A 21,272-nucleotide genomic window follows, 5' to 3' on the forward strand; every position below is an offset into this window, starting at 1 on the left:
TAGGCAAGTTAGGGGGAAGCGTCAGAGGGGGAGAAGAGACAGCTCGAGAGGTGCGGGGCGTCGTCACGGAGCGGGGCGGCGTCAGCGCCGCTCGCCCTCCGCGGTGCGCGAGTTCGCGGCGGAGGAGTAGGGGACCGGGGGGCTGTACTGCTCGTCGGGCGACTCGACGGGGCGCTCGGCCGCCGGCTGGTCGTCGGTCCCGCTGCGCCACGGCACGGGGACGGGCGCCACGGCGGCCTGCTCCGGCGCGCGAGCCGGCGTGCCCGCGGGGCGGGAGTCGGCGGACGGCTGGTCGTCCTCGAACTGCCAGCGCGAGATGTCGCCCTGGAAGATCTTGCGCGCGCGGCCCGGGTGGTGCTGCCACTCCACGATGCGATCGCGGAACTCCGCGAGCTGCGCGTCGAACTGGAAGCCGAAGCTGCCGCTGCCGCGCTTGAACTCGGTGATCTCGTGGGCGGCCCAGGTGGCGGCGGTGGCGGCGCCCTTCACGGGCAGCAGGCGGATGCGGATGTCCGCCTCGCCGGCGGCGCGGTCGGCGAGGAGGCGCTCCGGCGCGGACAGGCCGTCCCAGACCGACGCCTGGCGCGCGGCGTCGACCAGCATGCCGATGGCGGCGGCCTTCACCTCGCGGTCGTGACGGGCGAGGATCCGCTGCGTCGCACCGCGTGCGATGACAGCGGCGAGCACGCCGGCCACCACGATGGCGACGAAGGGGACGACGACGCCGGAGAGGAGCTGCGTGCCCCGCTCGGACGCGAGGGCATCGAGGAGATCATTCCACCACTGCATGCGGCGACCGTACCCCGGGCCCCGGTCCGCACCAGGGAGGTCGGGCGGGCGCGTCGCCCCCGTGCGCCCGGAGGAGCGGACTCAGAAGCGAAGGCAGTCGACCGCGTCCTGGAGGGCCCAGAAGTCGCCGAGCGGCACGAAGCCCCGGGCGTCGCGACGGAGGCGCTTGGCGCGGAACCGCTCGCCCTCGGGCTCGTGCATGCGCTCGACGTAGCCGAGGACGGCGCCGTCCGGCCGGGTGACGCGGAGGAGGCCGTCGTGCAGCTCGCGCACCTGGGCTGCCGATCGTGCCAGGGGGGTGTAGGTGATGCTGGGCATGGTGTCCTCCGTCCTCGTGCCGCCGGCCCGGCGATGTCCCGATGTCCTCGAAGCTACGGCGGACCACCGACATCCCGGCCCCTAGGAATGCCCGCGGTCCGATGACGGTTCCCTCCCATGTCGACCGCCGCGGACCTCGCGCGCATCGACGGGAAGTAGGTTCGACGACCATGCAGACATTCATCCTCGCCGGCGGCTGCTTCTGGTGCCTCGATGCGGTGTACCGCACCCTCGACGGTGTCCAGGACGTCATCTCCGGCTACATCGGCGGTCACACCGCCCACCCCTCCTACGACGCCGTGTGCACGGGCGCGACCGGGCACGCCGAGGCGGTGAAGGTGGTCTTCGACGAGGAGGTCATCCCCGCCGACGTCATCCTCGACGTGTTCTTCACGCTGCACGACCCTCGCCAGCTCAACCGCCAGGGCGCCGACGTCGGCACCCAGTACCGCTCGGCCATGTTCCCGGCGGACGCGGAGCAGGAGCAGCTGTTCCGGGACGCGATCTCCCGCGCCGGCGAGCTGTGGGACGGGACGCCCGTCACCACCATCGAGCCGGTCGGCACCTGGTACGACGCGGAGGACTACCACCAGGACTTCTTCGCGAAGAACCCGGGCCAGGGCTACTGCAACGCGGTCGCCGTGCCCAAGGTCAACAAGGTGAGGAAGTCGTTCGCGCAGTACGTGCGCGCCGCCTGATCCCCGCACCTCCGACGCCCCGCGGCCTGTACGGCCGCGGGGCGTCGGCGTACGCTCGGCACGTCCGGGCGACGGAGCCCGGGGAGGAGAGGCGACGACGATGTCGATGACCACGAGCACCACCACGAGCACGAGCACGGACTCGGGCACCCGCACGTCCGGCGTACCGCGCACCGCGGGCAAGACCTGGGTGGCCTTCGGGACCACGGGTGCGCTCGCGTCGATCCACTCGCACGAGGACGGGTACGAGGTGCGCCCGCTGCACCGCGGGGTCGTGGCCGGCACCTACCCGTCGCTGGAGATCGCGAAGTCGGCCCTGCGGTCGGGGCAGGACGACGAGCTCCGCTTCGACGAGCACTAGGGTCTCCGCCCCGAGGCGCGCTAGGACCGCTGCCGCGATGAGCACCGGGGCTCCGCCCCGATGGGCGCCGAGGCCTCCGCCCGGATGACCCCGGGCGCCCGCCGCCCCTCCCCAGGCAGCGGTGAGGATGCGCGTCAGACGCGCGGCGCCCGCCGGCGTCCCGTCACGCACGCACGGCGCATCCTGCTCGTGCGGTCGCGCGACCGTGCGGGGGGAGCGGCATGGCGGGCACGGGACGGATCGACGACGAGGGCGGAGGTGCCGTGCCCGTGGCGCTGCGCGGATCGGTCACGAGCCCGCCGAGGTGCATCCGCACCGCGGCGGGCTGGGAGGTCGCATCCCTCCTCCTCGGACCGGTCACCGCGGAGCGCGGAGGCGCGCCGGCCTCGAGCGCGCTGGGTCTCGCGCCTCGCGGTCCGGGGCTGCTGGCGGTCTGCTGCGGCTCCGGAGCCGCGCGGGCCGTGTCGCGCCTGGCCGTCGGCGACGAGGTGATCGTCCGGGGTCGGCTGACGCCCCGGCGGGCTGTCCGCCCCGAGGACGACGCGGTCGAGCTCGTGGCCGACGCCGTGCTCACGCGGGGACGCCACCCGACCGGCGACGGGCGGACCGCGGAGCCTAGGATCGGACCATGAGCGGATCCCCCCGGTGGCTCGAACCGGATCAGCAGCGCGCCTGGCGGACCGTGATCGTCGCCCTCAAGCACGTCAGCGAGCGCATCGAGCGTCAGCTCCTGCACGAGTCCGGGATGCCCCACGCCTACTACATGATCCTCGTGCGCCTGTCGGAGGCGGAGGAGGGAGCCCTGCCGATGAGCGTGCTGGCGCGAGCGCTCCAGGCCTCCGCGAGCCGCACGTCGCACGCCGTGACGCGGCTCGAGCAGATGGGGTGGGTGCGCCGCACGCCCTCGCCCCGGGACGGGCGGAGCCTCCTCGCGGAGCTCACGGACGAGGGTCGCGCCACGCTCGAGGCGGCGGCCCCGGGTCATGCCGAGGAGGTCCTCCGCACGGTGTTCGACCCGCTGACCGACGAGCAGACCTCCCAGCTCGAGGCGATCGCGCGGGATATCCTCGCGAGCATGAGCGCATCCTCCCTCGACGCCGACCCGGGGAGCGTCCACGGCGACGACCTCGCCATCCCGCCGGCGCCCGACCGCGACGTCGAGCGGGCCTGCGCGGACGAGTCCGCGGCGTGATCCGCGCCGTCCGCGCCCTGGCGGCGCCCGCCGTCCTCGGCGCCCTGCTCCTCTCCGCCTGCACGCAGGCACCGGCTCCGGACCCGGCGACGCCCACCGCGGCGGCCGGCCCTTCTGCCACGGCCTCGGCCGAGCCCACGATCGCGCCCGTCGACGCCGGCGGCACCGCCGAGGAGAACCTGCCCGCCTTCGAGGCCACGGCCGGCGGGGTCGTCGCCGCCGACCCCAACGCGCAGGGCCGCGCCCTCGTGGACGCCCTGGTCGCCGCGGGCTTCCCGAAGGACCGCATGGAGGTGACCGCCGACGCGACCCCGCTCGGCAACTCGGTCGACTCGATCCTCGTGTCGGTGCGCCTCGACGACGGCTGCCTCATCGGCCAGCGGGCGCAGGACGGCTTCAGCGCGCACGTGGAACCCGCCCTCTCGTCCGATCGATGCCTGGTCGGGCAGACCCGCGCGATCGACTGGTGAACGGCGTGGGCCGGCCCCCGCGCGCGGCACCCGGGCACCGCGTCACTCAATAGACTCGGGGCATGGCTGAATACATCTACTCGATGGTCCGCGCCCGGAAGTCGGTCGGCGACAAGCTGATCCTCGACGACGTCACCATGTCGTTCATCCCCGGCGCGAAGATCGGCGTCGTCGGACCGAACGGCGCGGGCAAGTCGACGATCCTGAAGATCATGGCGGGCCTCGACACGCCCAGCAACGGCGAGGCGAAGCTGTCGCCCGGCTACACGGTGGGGATCCTGATGCAGGAGCCCGAGCTCGACGAGTCCAAGACCGTGCTCGAGAACGTCCAGGAGGGCGTGGGCCCGCTCAAGGCGCAGGTCGACCGCTACAACGAGATCGCCGCGGCCATGGCCGAGCCCGACGCCGACTTCGACACCCTGCTCGCCGAGATGGGCACGCTCCAGGAGGCGATCGACGCCGCCGACGGCTGGGAGCTCGACTCGCAGCTCGAGCAGGCCATGGACGCGCTGCGCACCCCGCCGGGCGACGCGTCCGTGGCCAACCTCTCCGGCGGCGAGAAGCGCCGCGTGGCGCTCTGCAAGCTGCTGCTCCAGAAGCCCGACCTGCTCCTCCTCGACGAGCCCACCAACCACCTCGACGCCGAGAGCGTGCTCTGGCTCGAGCAGCACCTCTCCAAGTACCCGGGTGCCGTCCTCGCCGTGACCCACGACCGGTACTTCCTCGACCACGTCGCCGAGTGGATCGCCGAGGTCGACCGCGGCCGGCTCTACCCGTACGAGGGCAACTACTCGACCTACCTCGAGAAGAAGCAGGAGCGGCTCAGCGTCCAGGGCAAGAAGGACGCGAAGCTCTCCAAGCGCCTCGCGGAGGAGCTCGACTGGGTGCGCAGCAACGCGAAGGGCCGCCAGGCGAAGTCGAAGGCGCGCCTCGCGCGCTACGAGGAGATGGTGACCGAGGCGGAGCGCACGAGGAAGCTGGACTTCGAGGAGATCCAGATCCCCGTCGGGCCGCGCCTCGGGTCGCAGGTCATCGACGCGAAGAAGCTCCACAAGCAGTTCGGGGAGCGCGTCCTCATCGACGACCTCTCGTTCACCCTGCCCCGCAACGGCATCGTGGGCGTCATCGGCCCGAACGGCGTCGGCAAGACCACCCTGTTCAAGACCATCGTGGGCTTCGAGCCGCTCGACGCCGGGGAGCTCAAGGTCGGCGACACCGTCGACATCTCCTACGTCGACCAGAGCCGTGGCGGCATCGACCCCGAGAAGTCGCTCTTCGAGGTGGTGTCGGACGGCCAGGACTACATCCAGGTCGGCAAGCAGGAGGTGCCCGCGCGCGCCTACGTCTCGACCTTCGGCTTCAAGGGCCCGGACCAGCAGAAGAAGGCGGGCATCCTCTCCGGTGGGGAGCGCAACCGCCTGAACCTCGCGCTCACCCTCAAGCAGGGCGGCAACCTGCTCCTGCTCGACGAGCCCACCAACGACCTGGACGTCGAGACCCTCGGGAGCCTCGAGAACGCGCTCCTCGAGTTCCCCGGCTGCGCCGTGGTCATCACCCACGACCGGTGGTTCCTCGACCGCATCGCGACGCACATCCTGTCCTACGAGGGCACCGAGGAGGACCCGGCCAACTGGTACTGGTTCGAGGGCAACTTCGAGTCGTACGAGCAGAACAAGATCGAGCGGCTCGGCGCGGACGCGGCGAAGCCGCACCGCTCCGCCTACCGCAAGCTCACGCGGGACTAGCGGCGTGACCCGGGTCCGCGTCCCCGTCCACCTCCGGTGGGCCGACCTCGACGCCTACGACCACGTGAACAACGTGGAGGTGCTGCGGCTCCTCGAGGAGGCCCGCGTCCGGGCGTTCTGGCGGAGCGACGACGACGGCGACGGCGTGGACCCGGGCATGGCGCTCATCGACGCGACGGCGGGCGCGGAGACGATGACGATGATCGCCCGCCAGGAGATCGAGTACCTGCTGCCCATCTCCTACGGCCGCCGGCCGCTGGACGTGCAGGTGTGGCTCGGGCGGCTCGGGGGATCCAGCCTCGAGGCGTGCTACGAGGTGCGGACCCCGGCGGGCGTCGAGCCCGCCGCGCTCTACGCGCGCGCGTCGACGACGATCGTGCTGGTCGACGCGCGGACGGGACGGCCCCGCCGCATCTCCGAGGACGAGCGCGCCGCCTGGGCCCGCTACCTCGAGGAGCCCGTCGCGTTCAGCCGACGCGGCTGAGGCGGATCGCCGCCTCGCGTGTCGTGCGCCGGAGGCCGGACCGCATCGGCGCTCAGCCGCGCGGATCCTGCGGCACCCGCACCATGCCCTCCTGGGCGACGCTCGCGAGGAGCACGCCGTCCCGTGAGTAGATCCGCCCGAGGGACAGGCCGCGTCCGCCCTGCGCGCTCGTCGACTCCTGCACGTAGAGCATCCACTCGTCGGCGCGGCCGAAGCGGTGGAACCACATGGCGTGGTCGAGGCTCGCGGCCTTGATGCCGGGGGTCGCCCAGGAGAGGCCGTGGCGGCGGTAGATGGACTCGAGGATCGAGTAGTCGCTCGCGTACGCCAGCGAGGCCAGGTGCACGGCCGGGTCGTCCGGCAGCCGGCCGATCGCGCGGATCCACACGGCCTGGTGCGCGACGCGCTCCTCCGCCGCGCCGAAGTAGACGGGCTGCTCGACGTGCCGCATGTCGAAGGGGCGGTCGTTCGCCCAGTGCGCGGCGACCGGGTGGTCGATGCGGGAGAGGACGTCGCGCGCGCTCGGCAGGGTCTCGGGCTCGGGGATGCCCTCGGGCATGGGCGCCTGGTGCTCGAGCCCCTCGTCCGCGTCCTGGAACGACGCGATCATCGAGAGGATCGGGCGGCCGTCCTGGTACGCCTGCGTGCGCCGCGTGGAGAACGAGCGGCCGTCGTGGATGCGGTCGACCGAGAAGGTGATGGGCTTGGTGACGTCCCCGGGGCGGAGGAAGTACCCGTGCATGCTGTGCGGGCGGCGGTCGGCGTCGGTCGTGCGCATGGCCGCGACCAGCGACTGGGCGAGGACCTGCCCGCCGAAGACGCGGCCCATGGGCATCCACTGCGAGGGGCCGGTGGAGATGTCCTCGCTCGTGCGGGCGCCCGTGTCGGTGAGGTCGAGGGCGGTGAGCAGGCCGGCGAGCGGGCCGTCGTCCGGGATGTCGGATGCGTGGTCGGTCATGGTTCCTCCGCCTGACGGGCCGGCCTCGGGTGACCGGGCGCCCGGCGGTTCGCCGGGGCGCATCCAGTAGCTTAGACAGGCCATGACGCCCTCCTTCGCCCTCCGGGACGCCCTCGCCCTCGGCGATCTGCAGACCTTCCTCGGCCGCTCCGCCCGCGTCGACGACGGGGCCGTGCGCCTCATCGGATCGGGCGGCGTGCTCGCCGTCTACACGTCGGTGCTGCAGCCCGCCGGCCTCCTGGACCGGTCGCCGACCGTGCTCGGCCTGCGCACCTTCGCGGCCGAGACGCAGGCGCCCGTGGACAGCGTGGTGCCGATCCGCGCGCTGCTGGACCGCCTCGCGCGCCTGGAGGGGCCGGCGACCGGGTCGCCCGGGGAGCCGGTCGGCGTCCTCGTGCCGCCGGACACCGCGACGGCTCCGTGGGCGGGCATCTCTCCGCCGCGCGCGGGCTGGGAGCGCATCCCGGACGTGTCGCCGGCCGTGCTGCGGAGCGCCGCCCGCGCGGGGATCGACGAGGTCGCGGCAGCCGTGCCGACCGGCATCGGCGAGCAGATCGTCACGCGCGTCCGCGGCGAGGTGTGGGGCCGTCCCGTCGAGGGCGCGCCGGACGTCGTCGCGGGCGGCGCGTTCGCCGCCTACAGCCTGGGCTTCCTCGGACCGGATCCCGCCCCGGACGCGACGCCGGACGACGACGAGGCGCCCGTCGCGGTGTTCCGCACCGGGCCGTGGACGCGGCTCACGACCGCGCGCGGGCACGTGCTCGTGCGGCGGCTGTAGGGCCGGTCCGTCCCGGCCCTCGCGCGAAGCCCTCAGCTCTCGTCGAAGGTGTTGACCATCGCGTGCGCCGCGCGCTCGAGGTAGTCCCAGAGCTGCGCCTCGTGCAGGGGCGACAGGTCGAGCGTGTCGACGGCCACGCGCATGTGCGCGAGCCAGCGGTCGCGCGCGTCCGGGTTCACCCGGAACGGCATGTGCCGCATGCGCAGGCGCGGGTGGCCGCGCTCCTCGCTGTAGGTCGTCGGACCTCCCCAGTACTGCTCGAGGAAGCCCGTGAGGCGCTGGATGGCACCCTCGAGGTCCTCCTCCGGGTACATGGCGACGAGAACGGGGTCCTCGGCGACGCCGCGGTAGAACTCGCGCACCAGCTTCTCGAACGTGGGGCGGCCGCCGACGTCGCCGTGGAAGGAGCTCGCGAGCAGGTCGGCCATCAGGACTCCTCGGGCGGGGTGGCGGTCGTGCGGGGCGTGCGCGGACCGCGGGGCGGCTTCGCCGCGGTCGGGTCCTCGGGGAGGACCGTCCAGGTGGCGGTGACCTCGTCCTCGTCGAGCTCCTCATCGGCGGAGCGCGGGGGCGTCGCGGGCTGGGCCGGGATCGCCTGCGTCGAGCGCGGGTCCGGCCGGGCACCCGCGGCTCCGCGGACGACGGGAGACGCCGACCCCGCTGCGGGGGCACCGGGGTGCCGCTGCGTGACCTTGCGGGCGCGCTTCCGGGGCGCCGGCTGCTCCGGCTGCTGCACGGGCGTGGAGGCCGTGCGGGGCGGATGCGCCCCGCCGACGCTGGCCGCGCTGTCGAAGCCGGTGAGGACGACGGCGGCGAGCGACGGGAGCGTCACGCCCATGGCGTCGAGGGCCGCCTTGAGACGGGTGCGGAGCTCGCGCGAGACGTCGTCGCGGGCGTTGCTGCGGGTCTTCACGACGATGCGGATGACGACCGCGGACTCGGAGATCGACTCGATGCCCCACAGCTCGGGCTTCTCGACGATGCGCGAGCGCCACTTGGGCGTGCCCGCGAGCTCCGTGGCGGTCGCGAGCATGCGCTCCTGCACGGCGCGCACGTCGGTCTCGTAGGGGACCGCCAGGTCGATGACCACGCGGGCCCAGCCCTGGGACATGTTGCCGACGCGGAGGATCTCGCCGTTGCGGACGAACCAGAGCGTCCCGTTGACGTCGCGGAGGGTCGTGATGCGGATGCCGACGGTCTCGACGACGCCCGTCGCCGGACCCACGTCGACGACGTCGCCGACGCCGAGCTGGTCCTCGACCACCATGAACATGCCGTTGAGGATGTCCTTCACGATGTTCTGCGCGCCGAAGCCGAGGCCCGCGCCGAGGGCGGCGGTGAGGAGGGCGAGGGAGGTGAGGACGCCGGGGGCGGTGGTCTCGATGAGGAGCGACATGGCGATCACGACGATGACGACGGTCGTGATGTTGCTGAGGACGCTGCCGAGGGTCCGCGTCCGCTGGACGACGCGGACGGCCGTGAGCGGGGAGGCCTGGATCGACTGGGTGTCGTCGACGTTCTGGCGCTTCTTGACGCCCGACACGATCTGGTCGACCGTGTTGCGGATCACGACGAGCAGGATCCACCGGGCGAGGACCGCGCCGATGAGGATCGAGAGGACCTGGATGAGCGTGCCCCAGGTGGAGAAGAACGAGCCGTCGCCGCAGCACACCATGCTCAGGTCCATCGCGACGCGCTTCCGGCGGGGAGGAGGAGAGGGGAGGTCATCCGGACGAGTGTACCGGCGGCCTCCCTGGACGACCGGGGATCCGCGGAGGGAGCTCGGCCACACGGCGCGACGCCCGCCCTACCCGACGCCCGCCCCGGCCCGACGCCGGCCTCGACGCGACGACGGGGACGCCCGCCTGCGCGGTCGTCCCCGTCGGATGGTGCGGTGTAGCGGTCCTCCTACTCGGCGTCCTTCGCCTGCGCCCGGAGCGCCCGCTCCACGCCCGACAGCAGCTCGCTGACGAGGCGGCGGAGCGCCGGCGGTTCGGGGTTCGCGTCGAGCCAGGCGACGGTCGCGTCGCGGAGCTCCTCGTCGGCGAGCGGCGAGGGGTAGAAGCCGCCGATGAGCGCCGCCGCGATGGCGTAGCTCCGCGACTCCCAGACGCCCTGCAGCGCGTCGAAGTAGGCGCCCACGAAGGGCCGAAGCAGTTCGGTGTCCGCGGCGCGGCGGAAGCCGAGCCCCGTGGTGCGGACGATCGTGTTCGGCTCGGTGTCGGCCGCCCAGACCGACGCCCACGCCGCCTGCTTGCCCTCCGCGGTGGGCAGCGCCGCACGCGCCTGCGCGGCGGACTGGGCTCCCGTGGCCGTGCGATCGGCCGCGAGCGCGGCGTCGATGTCCGCCGTGCCCGCTCGGCCGCCCGCGACGAGCGCCGTGAGGAGCTCCCAGCGGAGGTCGGCGTCGATCTCGACGCCTTCGAGCGTCTCCGTGCCGTCGAGGAGCGCCTGCACGTGGTCCAGCTGCGCCGGCTCGGAGGCGACCTGCGCGAAGGTGCGCAGGAACTGGAACTGGTTGTCGGATCCGGGCGCCGCCTGGGCGGTGAGGGCCCAGAGCTCGGTCGCGACCGTCGCCAGCAGCTCCTGGCGGTGGTCGGGCGCCGAGTACGAGGACGCGGCGACCGTGAGCTGCGCGAGCGCGTAGCGGAGGGCGGTCGATTCGTCCTCGGTGGCGACGTTGTCGAGCACGAGGCGCGCGTAGTCGCGGGCCCGGATCTCGCCGTCGCGCGTCGCGTCCCACACGGAGGCGAACACGAGCGACCGGGCCAGGGAGTCCTCGAACGCGGCGAGGTGCCGCATGGCGACCTCGAGGGACGCGGCGTCCAGCCGGACCTTGGCGTACGTCAGGTCGTCGTCGTTCAGCAGCACGAGCGCGGGACGCTGGCGGCCGACGAGCTCGGCGACCTCCGTCCGGTCGCCGTCGACGTCCAGCTCGAACCGCTCGGTGCGGACCAGGTGCGCGTCGCGCAGCTCGTAGAAGCCGATCGCGAGGCGGTGCGGGCGGAGCGTCGGGTAGTCCTCCGCCGCCTCCTGCAGCACGGCGAACGAGGTGATGACGCCGTCCTCGTCCGTCTGGATCTCCGGGCGCAGGGTGTTCACGCCCGAGGTCTTCAGCCACAGGTCGGTCCAGCGCTCGAGATCCCGTCCGCTCGTGCCCTCGAGCTCGGACGTGAAGTCGCGGAGCGTCGAGTTGCCGAAGGCGTGGCGCTGGAAGTACGCCGCGACGCCCGCGAGGAACTCGTCCTGGCCGACGTACGCGACGAGCTGACGGAGGACCGAGGCGCCCTTGGCGTAGGTGATGCCGTCGAAGTTGACCTGCACGTCCTCCAGGTCGTTGATGGTGGCGTAGACGGGGTGCGTGCTCGGCAGCTGGTCCTGGTTGTACGCCCAGGACTTCTCTCCTGCGTTGAAGGTCGTCCAGGCGCCCGTCCACTCGGTGGCCTCGGCGGTGGCGAGGGTCGAGATGTAGGTGGCGAAGGACTCGTTGAGCCACAGGTCGTCCCACCACTTCATGGTCACGAGGTCGCCGAACCACATGTGCGCGAGCTCGTGCAGGATCGTCGTGACCCGGCGCTCCTTGACGGCGTCGGTCACCTTGGAGCGGAAGACGTAGCTCTCCACGAACGTGACGGCGCCCGCGTTCTCCATGGCGCCCGCGTTGAACTCGGGGACGAAGAGCTGGTCGTACTTCGGGAACGGGTACGGGTACGCGAAGCGCTCCTCGTACAACCGGAAGCCCTCGCGGGTCTTCTCGAAGACGTAGTCGGCGTCGAGGTGCTCCATGAGCGACTTCCGGGCGAACACGCCGAGGGGGATGGTGCGGCCGTCGCTCGACGTCAGCTCGCTGCGGACCACGCCGTAGGGGCCCGCGATGAGCGCCGTGATGTAGCTCGACATGCGGAGCGTGGGCTCGAAGGTCCACGTGGACGCGCCGTCGCCGGCCGCGGTGGGCTCGGGGGTGGGGGAGTTGGAGACGACCTCCCAGTGCGCCGGCGCCGTGACCCGGAAGCGGAAGACGGCCTTGAGGTCCGGCTGCTCGAACACCGCGAACATGCGGCGCGAGTCCGGGACCTCGAACTGCGAGTAGAGGTACACCTCGTCGTCGACCGGGTCGACGAAGCGGTGCAGGCCCTCGCCCGTGTTCGTGTACATCGCGTCGGCGACGACCGTCAGCTCGTTCTCCTGCGCGAGGTCGTCGAGGCGGATGCGCACGCCGTCGCTCACGTCGGCCGGGTCGAGCTCGCGGCCGTTGAGCGTCACGGAGCGCACGGCGCGCGTGATGGCGTCGATGAAGGTCGACGCGCCGGCCGTCGCCGTGAAGCGCACGGTCGTCGTGGATCCGAACACCTCGGCCCCGCGGGTGAGGTCGAGCGCGACGTCGTACTCGGACACGGCGAGGAGCGCGGCGCGCTCCTCGGCCTCGACGCGGGTGAGGTTCTCTCCTGGCATGGTGCTCCTGCTCGTCCGTGAGGTGGGTGGGCCGGCGGACGCGCCTCGCGTGACGGTGCACCGGGCGGTCGGTGACCGCGGGTGCCGGGGCGGAGCGGCGCCGCTTCGGAGCCGATCCTATTCCGTCGGCTGACCTAGGCTGGCGGCATGTCCGACGTTCAGAGCAGCCCCCGCACCACCGCCGTCGAGTTCTGGTTCGACCCGTCCTGCCCCTGGGCGTGGATGACCTCCCGCTGGGTCGACGAGGTCGCCCGTCACCGGGACCTCGACATCACCTGGCGCGTCATGAGCCTCGCCGTCCTCAACGAGGACAAGGCCGACGACCCGCACTTCGCCGAGTTCCTCCCGCGCGCGCTCCGCTTCACGCGGCTCGTCGCCGCGGTCGAGGCCGAGCACGGCGCCGCGCACGTCAAGCCCCTCTACGACGCGCTCGGGGCGCGCATCCACCTGCAGGGGAACACCGACGCGGACGTCGTCATCCCCGAGGTGCTGGCCGAGCTCGGCCTCCCCGCCGAGCTCGCCGAGACCAGCCGCACCGACCGCTACGACGAGCCCATGCGCGCGAGCCACTTCGACGGGATCGAGCGGGTCGGCCAGGACGTCGGCACGCCCGTGATCTCGGTCGACGGCGTCGCCTTCTTCGGTCCCGTCATCTCCCCGGCGCCGAAGGGCGAGGAGGCCGTGCGCCTGTGGGACGGCGTCGTGGCCGTCGCCGCGTACCCCGGCTTCTTCGAGATCAAGCGCTCGCGCACCGTGGGCCCCATCTTCGACTGACCAATCCCCGTCGCGCACGCGACGACCGGGCGCCACGCGGCGCCCGGTCGTCGCGTGACCGGCACCGCCCGCACCGCGGGCACGACGCCGCCCGGGCGGCAGAGAGGGATGCACCGATGCGCATCCACATCGCGACCGACCACGCGGGACTCGACTTCTCGAGGTTCCTCACCGAGCACCTGACGGCTGCCGGCCACGACGTCGTCGACCACGGCCCGGTCGCCTACGAGCCGCTCGACGACTACCCCTCCTTCTGCATCCGGGCGGCCCGCGCGGTGGTCGCCGACCAGCGCGCCGGCGCGACGGCCCTGGGCGTCGTCTTCGGCGGATCCGGCAACGGCGAGCAGATCGCGGCCAACAAGGTCGAGGGAGTGCGGGCCGCCCTCGTCTGGAACCTCTCCACCGCGGTGCTCGCCCGCCAGCACAACGACGCCAACGTGATCTCCATCGGCGCCCGGCAGCACACCGTCGAGGAGGCCACCGCCTTCATCGACGCCTTCATCGCCGAGCCGTTCTCCGCCGAGGAGCGCCACGCGCGCCGCATCGCGCAGCTCGCCGAGTACGAGACGACGGGAGCCATCGCCGGGCATCCCGTCACCGACTAGGCCGCCGTGCCCGAGGGGCATTCGATCCACCGGATCGCGAAGCAGTTCGAGGCCCACTTCGTGGGCGACGTTGTGCAGGCGTCCTCGCCGCAGGGCCGATTCGCGGAGGGCGCCGCCGTGCTCGACGGGCGGCGCCTCGTCGGCGCGAAGGCCGTGGGCAAGCAGATGTTCCTCGAGTTCGACGGCGGGGTGTGGCTCCGCGTGCACCTCGGGCTCTACGGCGCATGGGACTTCGCCGGCGACGTGTCGACGCTGAACCGGATGGGGCAGGACGGGATGCGCGGCGATGTCCCGGTCGACGACCGGGTGGACGACGCGCCCGTCGACACCGCCGCCGAGGACTCGCTCGCCAGCATCGGGGCACCCCGTCGCGCACGCCTCCGGATGGCCGAGCAGGAGAAGGTGCACGACCCGTTCTCCTCGGAGGCGTGGCCGCCGGAACCCGTGGGCCAGGTGCGGGTGCGCCTGCTCACGGAGCACGCCGTGGCGGACCTCCGCGGGCCCACCGCCTGCGTCGTCGCGGACGCCGAGGAGGTGCAGCGGGCCATCGACAAGCTCGGACCGGATCCGCTCGTCGAGGGCGGCAAGCGCTCCGAGGACCGCTTCACGGCCACGGTGCGGAGGAAGCCCACCGCCATCGGGCTGCTGCTGATGGACCAGGCGGTCGTCAGCGGGATCGGCAACGTCTACCGGGCGGAGCTGCTGTTCCGCGCGCGGCAGAACCCGCACACCCCCGGGCGCGACGTGCCCGAGGACGTCGTGCGCGGCCTCTGGAAGGACTGGTCGAGGCTGCTCCGCAAGGGCGTCGAGGTGGGGCAGATGATGACCATGGACGGGCTGCGCGGAAAGAAGCTCGACGCGGCGCTCCGCAACCGGGCCGACCGCCACTGGGTGTACCACCGCGAGGGCCTGCCGTGCCGGGTGTGCGGCACCCACATCGTGATGGAGGAGGCCGCGGGCCGGAAGCTCTACTGGTGCCCGTACTGCCAGGCCTGATGCGCCGGGCGTCGGGCATCGGGCATCGTCCGACGATGCCCCGGGCGCTGACCTGCGCGGGGCGCGCGATCACGGCGTGGGATGCCGAGAGGGGCCCGGATCCTGCTGGATCCGGGCCCCTCGTCCGTCGGCGCGTGCCGGTCGGCCGGCTACTCGCTGATGTGCGCGAACAGGAACCAGCGGTCCTTCTCGAGACCGCGGGCGATCTCGATGGCCACGTCCTGGCTGTTCACGTCGATCTCGCCGAGCTCCTGGACGGCGCGGTTGACGAGCTCCATGGTCGCGTCGATCTGCGCGATGACCTCGGCGATGGTGGCGCTCGACTGGCGGAAGCCGGGCGTGAGGGGAGCGGTGGTCGTGGCGGCGGCCACCGTCTCGACGCGCGCGTCGATCGGGAGGCCGAGGGCGACGACGCGCTCGGCGGCGGTGTCCGCCCAGCCCTGCGCGTGCGAGACGAGGACGTCGAGGAACTCGTGGACGCCGATGAAGTTGGCGCCGCGGACGTGCCAGTGCGCCTGCTTGCCGTTGACGGCGAGGGCCTGGAGGTTCACGACGACGGGGCTGAGGAACTGCGCGACGCCGGCGGCGACGTCGGCCGAGGCGGAGCTGGTGGGGACGTGGACGGTGTCGGTCATGGGTTCTCCTCGAACGTGGACGGGTCTGCGGGCTGCGGACGGTGACCTCAATCTCGCGCACCTCGGCGAGCGCCGCAAGCAAGCTGAGGCATCGCTTACCGGGGGCGCAGGACTCGCGGCGACCGGGTCAGCGCAGGGCGGAGACGCGAGCCGCCACCTCGCGAAGGTCGCGGATCCGACGCTCGTAGCGCGCGGCCACCACGATGAGCACGACGCCGCCGATGCCCGCCCAGGCCCACCAGGGGACCGTCGCCGACGCGTCGCGGATCCACGGCCAGAGCTGGGCGACCGCGTGGACCAGCAGCACGGCACCCCCGACGAGGAAGGGGGCCCGGAGGCGCCGCGACGCTCCGACGAGGAGCACCGCGAGCGCCACGACGCCGAGCGCGACGATCCTCCAGGCAGGGGAGGGGCCGAGATCGGCGAGCAGCGGCGGTCCGAGCAGGACGAGGAGCCCGGGTGCCAGATGGCGCATGCTGCCCGCCGTCGGGTCGTGCGTCAGCCGCCGCGTGCCGACCGCGATGAGGGCCAGGGCGACGGGCACCGTGACCCATTCGACCGGATCCGCGGCACCGGTGCCGGCGAGGACGGCGGCCGCGAGCACGGCCGCGACGAGGGCGGAGACCGCGACCAGCGGGTCGACGAGCGGGGCCCGCCGCGAGGGTCGAGGCTCCGGGGTGGACCGGGGCTCTGTAGGGCGGGTCGCCGCGTCGCTGCCGGGGTCGTCGCCGTCGCCATGGTCGCCGCCCTCGACGTGCGGGGTCCGCGGAGCGCTGCCCGCCGCCGCGACGTGGAGGAGGGCGACGAGGGCGACGAGGACCGCGGATCGCGCGGTCGTGCCGGGCAGGGCGTCACCGTGCCCGACGACGATCGCGACGGTGCTGACGATCGTGACGCCCGCGAGCGCCGCGAGCGCCAGTGCGCGTGGTGCGACGGCCAGGACGGCGACGAGGGCGCCGCCGGGGACCGCGGCGACGGGTGCGGACGGCGCGGCTGCCGCGGGCGCGGCTGCCGACGGGGCCGGAGTCGCCGGCGAATCGTGGCGCGACGCACGCGGAGGCGCCTCCGTTCCCGTGCCCAGGAGCGCGACCGCCAGGATCAGCACGACGCCGCTCGACAGCGACCAGAGGTCCGTGCGTCCCGGGGTGGCGGGCGCGTCGGCCAGCAGCTGCGCGAGGGGACGGCCGAGGCCGACGAGGAGCACGGCGAGGGCCGACGGGGCCGCCGTCGCGACGACGAGGGACCTGCGAGCGCGATCGGCGCGATCGGCGCGATCGGCGCCGGCGGTGCGATCGAGGGCCGGCGTCGGCGCCACCGACCGGCCGAGTGCGGCGCAGGCGAGGATCAGGCAGGCTCCGGCGGCACCGCCGAGGACGAGGCCGCGCACGGGCCCGCCGTCCCAGGACGCCACCGCGGTCGGCACGGCCGCCAGGAGGAGGGCGGCGAGGAGCAGCGGCGCGCCGCTCCCGGTGCGGCGCGACCCGTCCGGGCTGGCGCGGAGGGACGACAGCGGGCCCCGCTCGAGGGCGGCGGCGACCAGCAGCAGGACCCCGGCCGGCGGGAGGACGTACGGCTCGACCGATCCGACGTCCCCGCGGGCGAGCGCGACCCAGAGGGCTGCCGAACCGAGGACGAGGGCACCCCAGCCCAGCCGGCGGCGACCCGCGGACCGCGGATCGAGGGACGTGATCAGCACGGCGCTCGCCCCGAGTAGCAGGGCGAGCGGGAGACCCGGCGCGTCCACCACGGCGGTCGCGGCGACGGCGAACAGCACGAGCACGCCCACGGCCCCGTCCGCCGCGTGCCCCGCCGGACCCTGGACCCGACGGGGGCCGCCGGCATCCGCGGTCCGGGCTCCCAGGCGCGCGGCGGCGCCGACCGCGGCGATGAGGACCGCGGTCACGACCGGCACCGCGACCGCCCCGGTGTCCGCCGCGGGGGACGCCGACCGCCACGCCGCGAGGGCGACGACGACCGCCGAGACGTGGGCCACGGCCGTCACGACGTCGAGGAGGCGACGATGAGCCGTGCGGATCGCGAGGATGGCGCCAGCGCCGGCCACCAGGAGGACGGCTGCGGCGAGGGGTCGCGTCACGCCCTGGTCGGGCCGGACGGAGACCACCATCACCAGCGCCGTGAGGACGGGGACCACCGCGATCGCGGCCACGGCGATGCGGCTGTCGGCGGCGTCCCGGGCGGCCCGCAGGATGAGGGCGCCCGTCGCCACCAGGAGCGCGCACGTGACCACGAGCTGCGCGTCGACGGCCCATGTGCGCTCGACCGGCGCTGCCGCCAGGCGGATCGCACGGGTGGCGCCGAGGGCGAGGAGCCCCAGACCGCCGCCGACGACCGTCGCGCGGAGGAGCGGGCGGACTGCGGACGGGACCCGGCCGAGTCCCGCGGCGGCGGACAGGGCGAGCGCGGCCAGCACCGCGGTGGCGATGAGCGGCCGGAGGACGTCGTCCGCGCGCCCGGCGGGCGCCAGGGGGAGGGCGGCCGTGAGGATCCCTGCGAGCCCCAGGGACGTGACACCCCGTCGCACCCGCGGACCGTGCGCGTCGGCCTCGGGCCGGTCGACGCGGAGCGCTGCCCGATGCAGCAGGGCCCCGACGGCGAGGAGCGTCCCGGCGATCGGGAGGACGTAGGCCTCGACGAGGCGGACGTCCGTCGCCAGGAGGCGCGACCACAGTGCGGCGATCCCCAGGCCGAGGGCCGTCCACGCCCAGATGCGCCGCGCGCTGCGGGAGAGGAGGAGGCCGTCGGCGGCGGTCGAGAGGACGAGGGAGGCGACCGCCAGGACGACGAGCGGGATCCACACCCGGTCCTCTCGTCCGCTGTCTGCCCCGCCGACGACCGCGATGAGGAGCGCCGCGGCGCCCACCGCGACCGAGCCGGCGTCCAGGGCCACGCGCAGCGCCCGGGACGCGCGGAGGTAGGCGAGGCGCCCGGCCGCGATCACCATGAGGGCGACAGCGGCGGGGAGGATGCCGGAGGTCAGCCCGCGCGACGGCAGCAGGACGGCGACCGTGATCACGGCGGCGAGGGCCACCGGCGCGATCAGCGCAGCCGTCGCCGACCTCGTCAGCCGCTCCCGGGTGATCCGGCTGCGCGGACCGCGGGATCGACGCGACGGGATGACCGCCGGGACTCCAGCGGGTGCGTCGGCGGCGGGCGCGTCCTCGGCGGGAACGTCCCCGGTGGGCGCGGCCCCGACCCCGAGCCCGGCGACGATCGGTCGCTGCCCGGAGCCCGGGGGCTCGACGAGCTCGACGACTTCGCCGGGGGTGCGCTCGGGACGCGGCGGGAGGGGGCGGAGCCCGACGCCCCCGGCCGTCCACGCGACGAGTCCGGCGGCGAGGAGCACCTGCGCCACCACGGGCCAGGCGGGCGAGGAGGTCAGGCTCCCGCCCGCGCCGTCGGCTCCCGCCAGCATCACGAGGAGGGACGCGACCAGCCCGGGGAGGAGCGACGTGACGAGCACCAGGCTCCGCCGCGCTCCGGGCGCGGAGCGCAGGAGACCGGCGACGAGGACGAGGGCACCGGACGTCGCGAGCACGAGGACGACGGGATCGGACGCATCTCCGAAGGTCGCGGAGGGGGGAGGTCCGCCGATGACGCCGGCGTGGCGCAAGGACGGCGCCAGGGCCGCGACGGAGAGCAGGGTGCCCGCCGCCGCGACGACGGTGGCGCTGCCACGAGCCCCGGCGCTGCGCCCGGTGCGGGCGACGACGGCGAGGAGCCCCAGGAGGACGGGGGTGGCTGCCCACCACGTGGGTGCGCTGCCCCACGAGGCGAGCCAGCCCGCGACGGCGGCGGCGATGCCGAGCGCGCTCACGGGAGCGGAACGGGCATCGAGGAGGACGCGGGCGCCGACGGTCGGCCCCGGCTCCGGCTCCGGCTCCGGCTCCGGGATGGTGTCGTCGGCACCCGCGCTGGACGGGTCGCCGCGGGACGGGGCCGCCTCGGTCCGGATCCCGAGCGCCACCACGGCGGCGGCCACGAGGACGTACAGGGCCACGACGGCGGCGAGCGGGCCGATGGCGGGGATCGCGACCACCACCACGACCGCGCCCGACCAGGCGAGGGCGCCGCGTCGCGCAGCCAGCCGACGCCCGAGGACGGAGGCGCCGAGCACGAGGAGCCAGGCCGCGACGACGCCGAGGACCGCGGCCCTGCCGTCGGCCGCCGCCCCGAGGGCGCCGGTCTCCCGCGCCAGCTCCCGCACCGGGTCGCTGCCGGGTTCCAGCGCCCACGGGGGCACGCCGGCGACCATCGCCGCGGCGGCGCCGCCTGCCGCGGTCAGGGCTACGGGCGCCGCGGCGACGATCGCGACCACGCCCGCGGCCGACCGGGCGACACGGGCGGACGCGGCGTGCAGGGGCGCTGTCAGACGCCCGGCGGCCACGTCGAGCACCGCGACGACCAGGACGGCGGCGACCAGCTGTCCGCAGAGCGTGAGGAGGGCTGGACCGCCGGTGACGGCCGTGACGGGGACGGCCATGGCGGCACCGGCGCCGGCCACCACGGAGGCGATGACGCGCAGCGGGCGCGCGCCCCATGCCGCGGCCGCCGGGGGAGTGCGGGCGTCGTCGTCGTCGCCGTCGCCGCCGTCGCCGTGACCGGCGGTCGTGACGGCGGGCGTGCTGGACGCCAGGAGCGCGGCGTGCACGGCTGCCGCGGTCGCCGCGAGGAGGAGGGGGACGGCCGGGGCCGCCCCGGGGTCGACCGCGCTCGCGGCTCCGGCGACGAGCGCTCCGGCTGCCGCGGCGACGCCGACGACCCGGAGCACGAGCCGCTCCCACGAGGAGGGCGAGGACCCTCCGCGCGCCCGGGGCAGCGCGTGCAGGAGCGACACGGCGGAGGCGCAGGCGAGCGCCAGCGCGGTGCGCGTGGCCGGATCGAGGGAGGAGGCGGAGGCCGCCAGCAGCCCGGCGGCGACGGGGAGACCGGCCCAGCCCGCCAGCCCGATCGCCCGGACCCGCAGCAGCGGGCGGAGCGCGAGGAGGACCGCCGAGGCGACCAGGGTGCCGACGCCGAAGTAGCGGAACGGATCCGCGGCTCCAGCCCCGGCGAGGTCGTACGCCCGCACCGCCCAGACGTCGAGGTGGAGGAGGACGACGCCGACGACGCCCACCGCCTCCGCCGTCCCGGCCAGCCGTCGCCGGGCGAGGACCGCGGACGCGGCGAAGGCGGCGACGGTCACGGCGCCGGTGATGGCCGCGCGCACGAGGAGCCCGTAGGTGACGAAGGCGTAGACGACGTAGAACACGGCCGCCACGGAGAGCAGCACGACGCCGATGCTCAGCATCACGACCGGCACGCTCAACCGGCGGCGCGGCGCGGCCGGCGCGGGACGAGCGGCGGGAGGCGCAGGAGCGGGAGGCGCAGCGGCGGCGGGCTCCGCCGACCCGGGGAGCGTCGCCGCCGAGCGGGCCGGATCCGCCGGCGGTGCCCAGCCCGGCGTGGGCGGCACGGCTCGAGGAGGTGCGATGCCGGCGGCCGTCGACGGGGAGACCGCACCGGCGGCCTCGGCGCGCGCCGCCTCCGCGGTGCGCGCAGCGCGGTGGGCCTCCGTGGTGCGTGCGGCCGCCCAGTCGCGCATGGAGCCGAGCAGCCGCGTGCGGTCGTCGACGAGCCCGACGATGTCCGCGGAGACCCGGAGGACCTCGGCGGCCCCGGGCGCCCGGACGTCGAGGCCGCAGCTGGCGCAGACCAGGGCGCCGAGCGGGGCGAAGCAGGAGGGGCACAGGTCCGTGCGGAGGAGATGCTCGGCCCGATCCGGCCAGGAGGCTCCGGTACGAGGTGCCGCGCCGTCGTCCGCATCCGTCCGAGGGCCGGTTCCCGCGTCGTCCGTGACCATGTACGCCCCCTGCGCTCGCTCAGGCGGATATGCGCATCCACCCGCCGCTCAGGACGCTATCGGGAACCCGGCCCGCTGTGAGGGCCGGGACCCCGAACGGGGGCCCGTCGCGAGGGGCGCCACCTGGGGAGGGGCCGCGGATGCAGCGGCCAACCGC

Annotated in this window: 19 protein-coding genes; 11 read left to right on the forward strand and 8 right to left on the reverse strand. The window is 74.5% G+C overall.

Translation table 11 applies throughout. The features are described 5' to 3' along the window. Window positions 1-81: 81 nt before the first annotated feature. Both AC07VC_RS14600 and AC07VC_RS14605 read right to left on the reverse strand, forming a co-directional pair. The gene (locus AC07VC_RS14600) at window positions 82-789 is read right to left on the reverse strand and encodes a hypothetical protein (RefSeq protein WP_317229475.1); all 708 of its coding nucleotides are present in this window, start codon (window positions 787-789) and stop codon (window positions 82-84) included. An 81-nt stretch (window positions 790-870) separates the two neighbouring features. Then, window positions 871-1,107, reverse strand: coding sequence for a hypothetical protein (locus AC07VC_RS14605; RefSeq protein WP_317229474.1), 237 nt, complete (start codon window positions 1,105-1,107; stop codon window positions 871-873). A 170-nt stretch (window positions 1,108-1,277) separates the two neighbouring features. Here AC07VC_RS14605 and msrA point away from each other — a divergent pair, with 170 nt between their 5' ends. The 7 genes from msrA to AC07VC_RS14640 all read left to right on the forward strand — a co-directional run bounded on the left by msrA (window position 1,278) and on the right by AC07VC_RS14640 (window position 6,057). After that, on the forward strand, window positions 1,278-1,805 hold the full coding sequence (gene msrA / locus AC07VC_RS14610) for a peptide-methionine (S)-S-oxide reductase MsrA (protein ID WP_086526689.1): 528 nt from the start codon (window positions 1,278-1,280) through the stop codon (window positions 1,803-1,805). Between the two features lie 106 nt (window positions 1,806-1,911). Further along, entirely contained in the window at window positions 1,912-2,166 is a 255-nt protein-coding gene (locus tag AC07VC_RS14615) for a hypothetical protein (RefSeq protein ID WP_494675703.1), read from the forward strand. A gap of 221 nt (window positions 2,167-2,387) precedes the next feature. Beyond that, window positions 2,388-2,798, forward strand: a complete 411-nt coding sequence (locus tag AC07VC_RS14620; RefSeq protein ID WP_494675704.1) for a hypothetical protein — start codon at window positions 2,388-2,390, stop codon at window positions 2,796-2,798. After that, the gene (locus AC07VC_RS14625; protein ID WP_317229471.1) at window positions 2,795-3,358 is read left to right on the forward strand and encodes a MarR family winged helix-turn-helix transcriptional regulator; all 564 of its coding nucleotides are present in this window, start codon (window positions 2,795-2,797) and stop codon (window positions 3,356-3,358) included. The genes AC07VC_RS14620 and AC07VC_RS14625 overlap by 4 nt, the downstream gene beginning before the upstream one ends. Continuing rightward, window positions 3,355-3,828 (forward strand): DUF6993 domain-containing protein, encoded by a 474-nt coding sequence (locus AC07VC_RS14630; protein WP_494675705.1) that lies wholly within the window; start codon window positions 3,355-3,357, stop codon window positions 3,826-3,828. Before AC07VC_RS14625 ends, AC07VC_RS14630 begins: the two co-directional genes overlap by 4 nt. Window positions 3,829-3,890: 62 nt before the next feature. Continuing rightward, the gene (gene ettA / locus AC07VC_RS14635) at window positions 3,891-5,573 is read left to right on the forward strand and encodes an energy-dependent translational throttle protein EttA (RefSeq protein ID WP_094115682.1); all 1,683 of its coding nucleotides are present in this window, start codon (window positions 3,891-3,893) and stop codon (window positions 5,571-5,573) included. Window positions 5,574-5,577: 4 nt separating this feature from the next. Further along, complete coding sequence (locus AC07VC_RS14640) at window positions 5,578-6,057, forward strand: acyl-CoA thioesterase (protein ID WP_317229468.1); 480 nt, start codon at window positions 5,578-5,580, stop codon at window positions 6,055-6,057. 52 nt (window positions 6,058-6,109) lie between these two features. On the opposite strand, the gene AC07VC_RS14645 is transcribed toward AC07VC_RS14640, so the two are convergent. Beyond that, window positions 6,110-7,015 (reverse strand): acyl-CoA thioesterase, encoded by a 906-nt coding sequence (locus AC07VC_RS14645; protein ID WP_317229467.1) that lies wholly within the window; start codon window positions 7,013-7,015, stop codon window positions 6,110-6,112. Window positions 7,016-7,097: 82 nt separating this feature from the next. Between AC07VC_RS14645 and AC07VC_RS14650 the strand changes: the two genes are divergently transcribed. After that, window positions 7,098-7,793 carry a DUF8185 domain-containing protein gene (locus AC07VC_RS14650; RefSeq protein ID WP_494675706.1) on the forward strand — a complete coding sequence of 232 codons (696 nt, stop codon included), beginning with the start codon at window positions 7,098-7,100 and terminating at the stop codon, window positions 7,791-7,793. A gap of 32 nt (window positions 7,794-7,825) precedes the next feature. Here AC07VC_RS14650 and AC07VC_RS14655 read toward each other — a convergent pair whose 3' ends face one another. The 3 genes from AC07VC_RS14655 to pepN form a co-directional block, all read right to left on the reverse strand. Further along, window positions 7,826-8,221, reverse strand: a complete 396-nt coding sequence (locus AC07VC_RS14655; protein ID WP_494675707.1) for a globin — start codon at window positions 8,219-8,221, stop codon at window positions 7,826-7,828. Beyond that, window positions 8,221-9,480: a mechanosensitive ion channel family protein gene (locus AC07VC_RS14660; RefSeq protein WP_494675708.1), complete on the reverse strand. Its 1,260-nt coding sequence runs from the start codon at window positions 9,478-9,480 to the stop codon at window positions 8,221-8,223. Before AC07VC_RS14660 ends, AC07VC_RS14655 begins: the two co-directional genes overlap by 1 nt. A gap of 221 nt (window positions 9,481-9,701) precedes the next feature. Continuing rightward, window positions 9,702-12,245 carry an aminopeptidase N gene (gene pepN / locus AC07VC_RS14665; protein WP_494675709.1) on the reverse strand — a complete coding sequence of 848 codons (2,544 nt, stop codon included), beginning with the start codon at window positions 12,243-12,245 and terminating at the stop codon, window positions 9,702-9,704. A gap of 147 nt (window positions 12,246-12,392) precedes the next feature. Between pepN and AC07VC_RS14670 the strand changes: the two genes are divergently transcribed. The 3 genes from AC07VC_RS14670 to AC07VC_RS14680 all read left to right on the forward strand — a co-directional run bounded on the left by AC07VC_RS14670 (window position 12,393) and on the right by AC07VC_RS14680 (window position 14,620). After that, the gene (locus AC07VC_RS14670; protein WP_494675710.1) at window positions 12,393-13,019 is read left to right on the forward strand and encodes a mycothiol-dependent nitroreductase Rv2466c family protein; all 627 of its coding nucleotides are present in this window, start codon (window positions 12,393-12,395) and stop codon (window positions 13,017-13,019) included. Window positions 13,020-13,135: 116 nt separating this feature from the next. Further along, on the forward strand, window positions 13,136-13,624 hold the full coding sequence (locus tag AC07VC_RS14675) for a ribose-5-phosphate isomerase (RefSeq protein WP_317231109.1): 489 nt from the start codon (window positions 13,136-13,138) through the stop codon (window positions 13,622-13,624). 6 nt (window positions 13,625-13,630) lie between these two features. Then, the gene (locus AC07VC_RS14680; protein ID WP_494675711.1) at window positions 13,631-14,620 is read left to right on the forward strand and encodes an Fpg/Nei family DNA glycosylase; all 990 of its coding nucleotides are present in this window, start codon (window positions 13,631-13,633) and stop codon (window positions 14,618-14,620) included. Between the two features lie 149 nt (window positions 14,621-14,769). Here AC07VC_RS14680 and AC07VC_RS14685 read toward each other — a convergent pair whose 3' ends face one another. Together AC07VC_RS14685 and AC07VC_RS14690 are read right to left on the reverse strand one after the other, a co-directional pair. Beyond that, complete coding sequence (locus AC07VC_RS14685; protein ID WP_494675712.1) at window positions 14,770-15,255, reverse strand: Dps family protein; 486 nt, start codon at window positions 15,253-15,255, stop codon at window positions 14,770-14,772. Between the two features lie 127 nt (window positions 15,256-15,382). Further along, a complete protein-coding gene (locus AC07VC_RS14690; RefSeq protein ID WP_494675713.1) occupies window positions 15,383-21,115 on the reverse strand; it encodes an SCO7613 C-terminal domain-containing membrane protein in 5,733 nt (1,910 codons plus the stop codon). Between the last annotated feature and the right edge of the window lie 157 nt (window positions 21,116-21,272).

It is taken from the genome of Clavibacter sp. GW821-FHT01D01 (assembly GCF_059422605.1).

Coding starts and splice junctions, on each gene's coding strand:
- AC07VC_RS14600 (WP_317229475.1), bottom strand. CDS start 789: ATGCAGTGGTGGAATGATCTCCTCGATGCCCTCGCGTCCGAGCGGGGC.
- AC07VC_RS14605 (WP_317229474.1), bottom strand. CDS start 1,107: ATGCCCAGCATCACCTACACCCCCCTGGCACGATCGGCAGCCCAGGTG.
- msrA (WP_086526689.1), top strand. CDS start 1,278: ATGCAGACATTCATCCTCGCCGGCGGCTGCTTCTGGTGCCTCGATGCG.
- AC07VC_RS14615 (WP_494675703.1), top strand. CDS start 1,912: ATGACCACGAGCACCACCACGAGCACGAGCACGGACTCGGGCACCCGC.
- AC07VC_RS14620 (WP_494675704.1), top strand. CDS start 2,388: ATGGCGGGCACGGGACGGATCGACGACGAGGGCGGAGGTGCCGTGCCC.
- AC07VC_RS14625 (WP_317229471.1), top strand. CDS start 2,795: ATGAGCGGATCCCCCCGGTGGCTCGAACCGGATCAGCAGCGCGCCTGG.
- ettA (WP_094115682.1), top strand. CDS start 3,891: ATGGCTGAATACATCTACTCGATGGTCCGCGCCCGGAAGTCGGTCGGC.
- AC07VC_RS14645 (WP_317229467.1), bottom strand. CDS start 7,015: ATGACCGACCACGCATCCGACATCCCGGACGACGGCCCGCTCGCCGGC.
- AC07VC_RS14650 (WP_494675706.1), top strand. CDS start 7,098: ATGACGCCCTCCTTCGCCCTCCGGGACGCCCTCGCCCTCGGCGATCTG.
- AC07VC_RS14655 (WP_494675707.1), bottom strand. CDS start 8,221: ATGGCCGACCTGCTCGCGAGCTCCTTCCACGGCGACGTCGGCGGCCGC.
- AC07VC_RS14660 (WP_494675708.1), bottom strand. CDS start 9,480: ATGGACCTGAGCATGGTGTGCTGCGGCGACGGCTCGTTCTTCTCCACC.
- pepN (WP_494675709.1), bottom strand. CDS start 12,245: ATGCCAGGAGAGAACCTCACCCGCGTCGAGGCCGAGGAGCGCGCCGCG.
- AC07VC_RS14670 (WP_494675710.1), top strand. CDS start 12,393: ATGTCCGACGTTCAGAGCAGCCCCCGCACCACCGCCGTCGAGTTCTGG.
- AC07VC_RS14675 (WP_317231109.1), top strand. CDS start 13,136: ATGCGCATCCACATCGCGACCGACCACGCGGGACTCGACTTCTCGAGG.
- AC07VC_RS14685 (WP_494675712.1), bottom strand. CDS start 15,255: ATGACCGACACCGTCCACGTCCCCACCAGCTCCGCCTCGGCCGACGTC.
- AC07VC_RS14690 (WP_494675713.1), bottom strand. CDS start 21,115: ATGGTCACGGACGACGCGGGAACCGGCCCTCGGACGGATGCGGACGAC.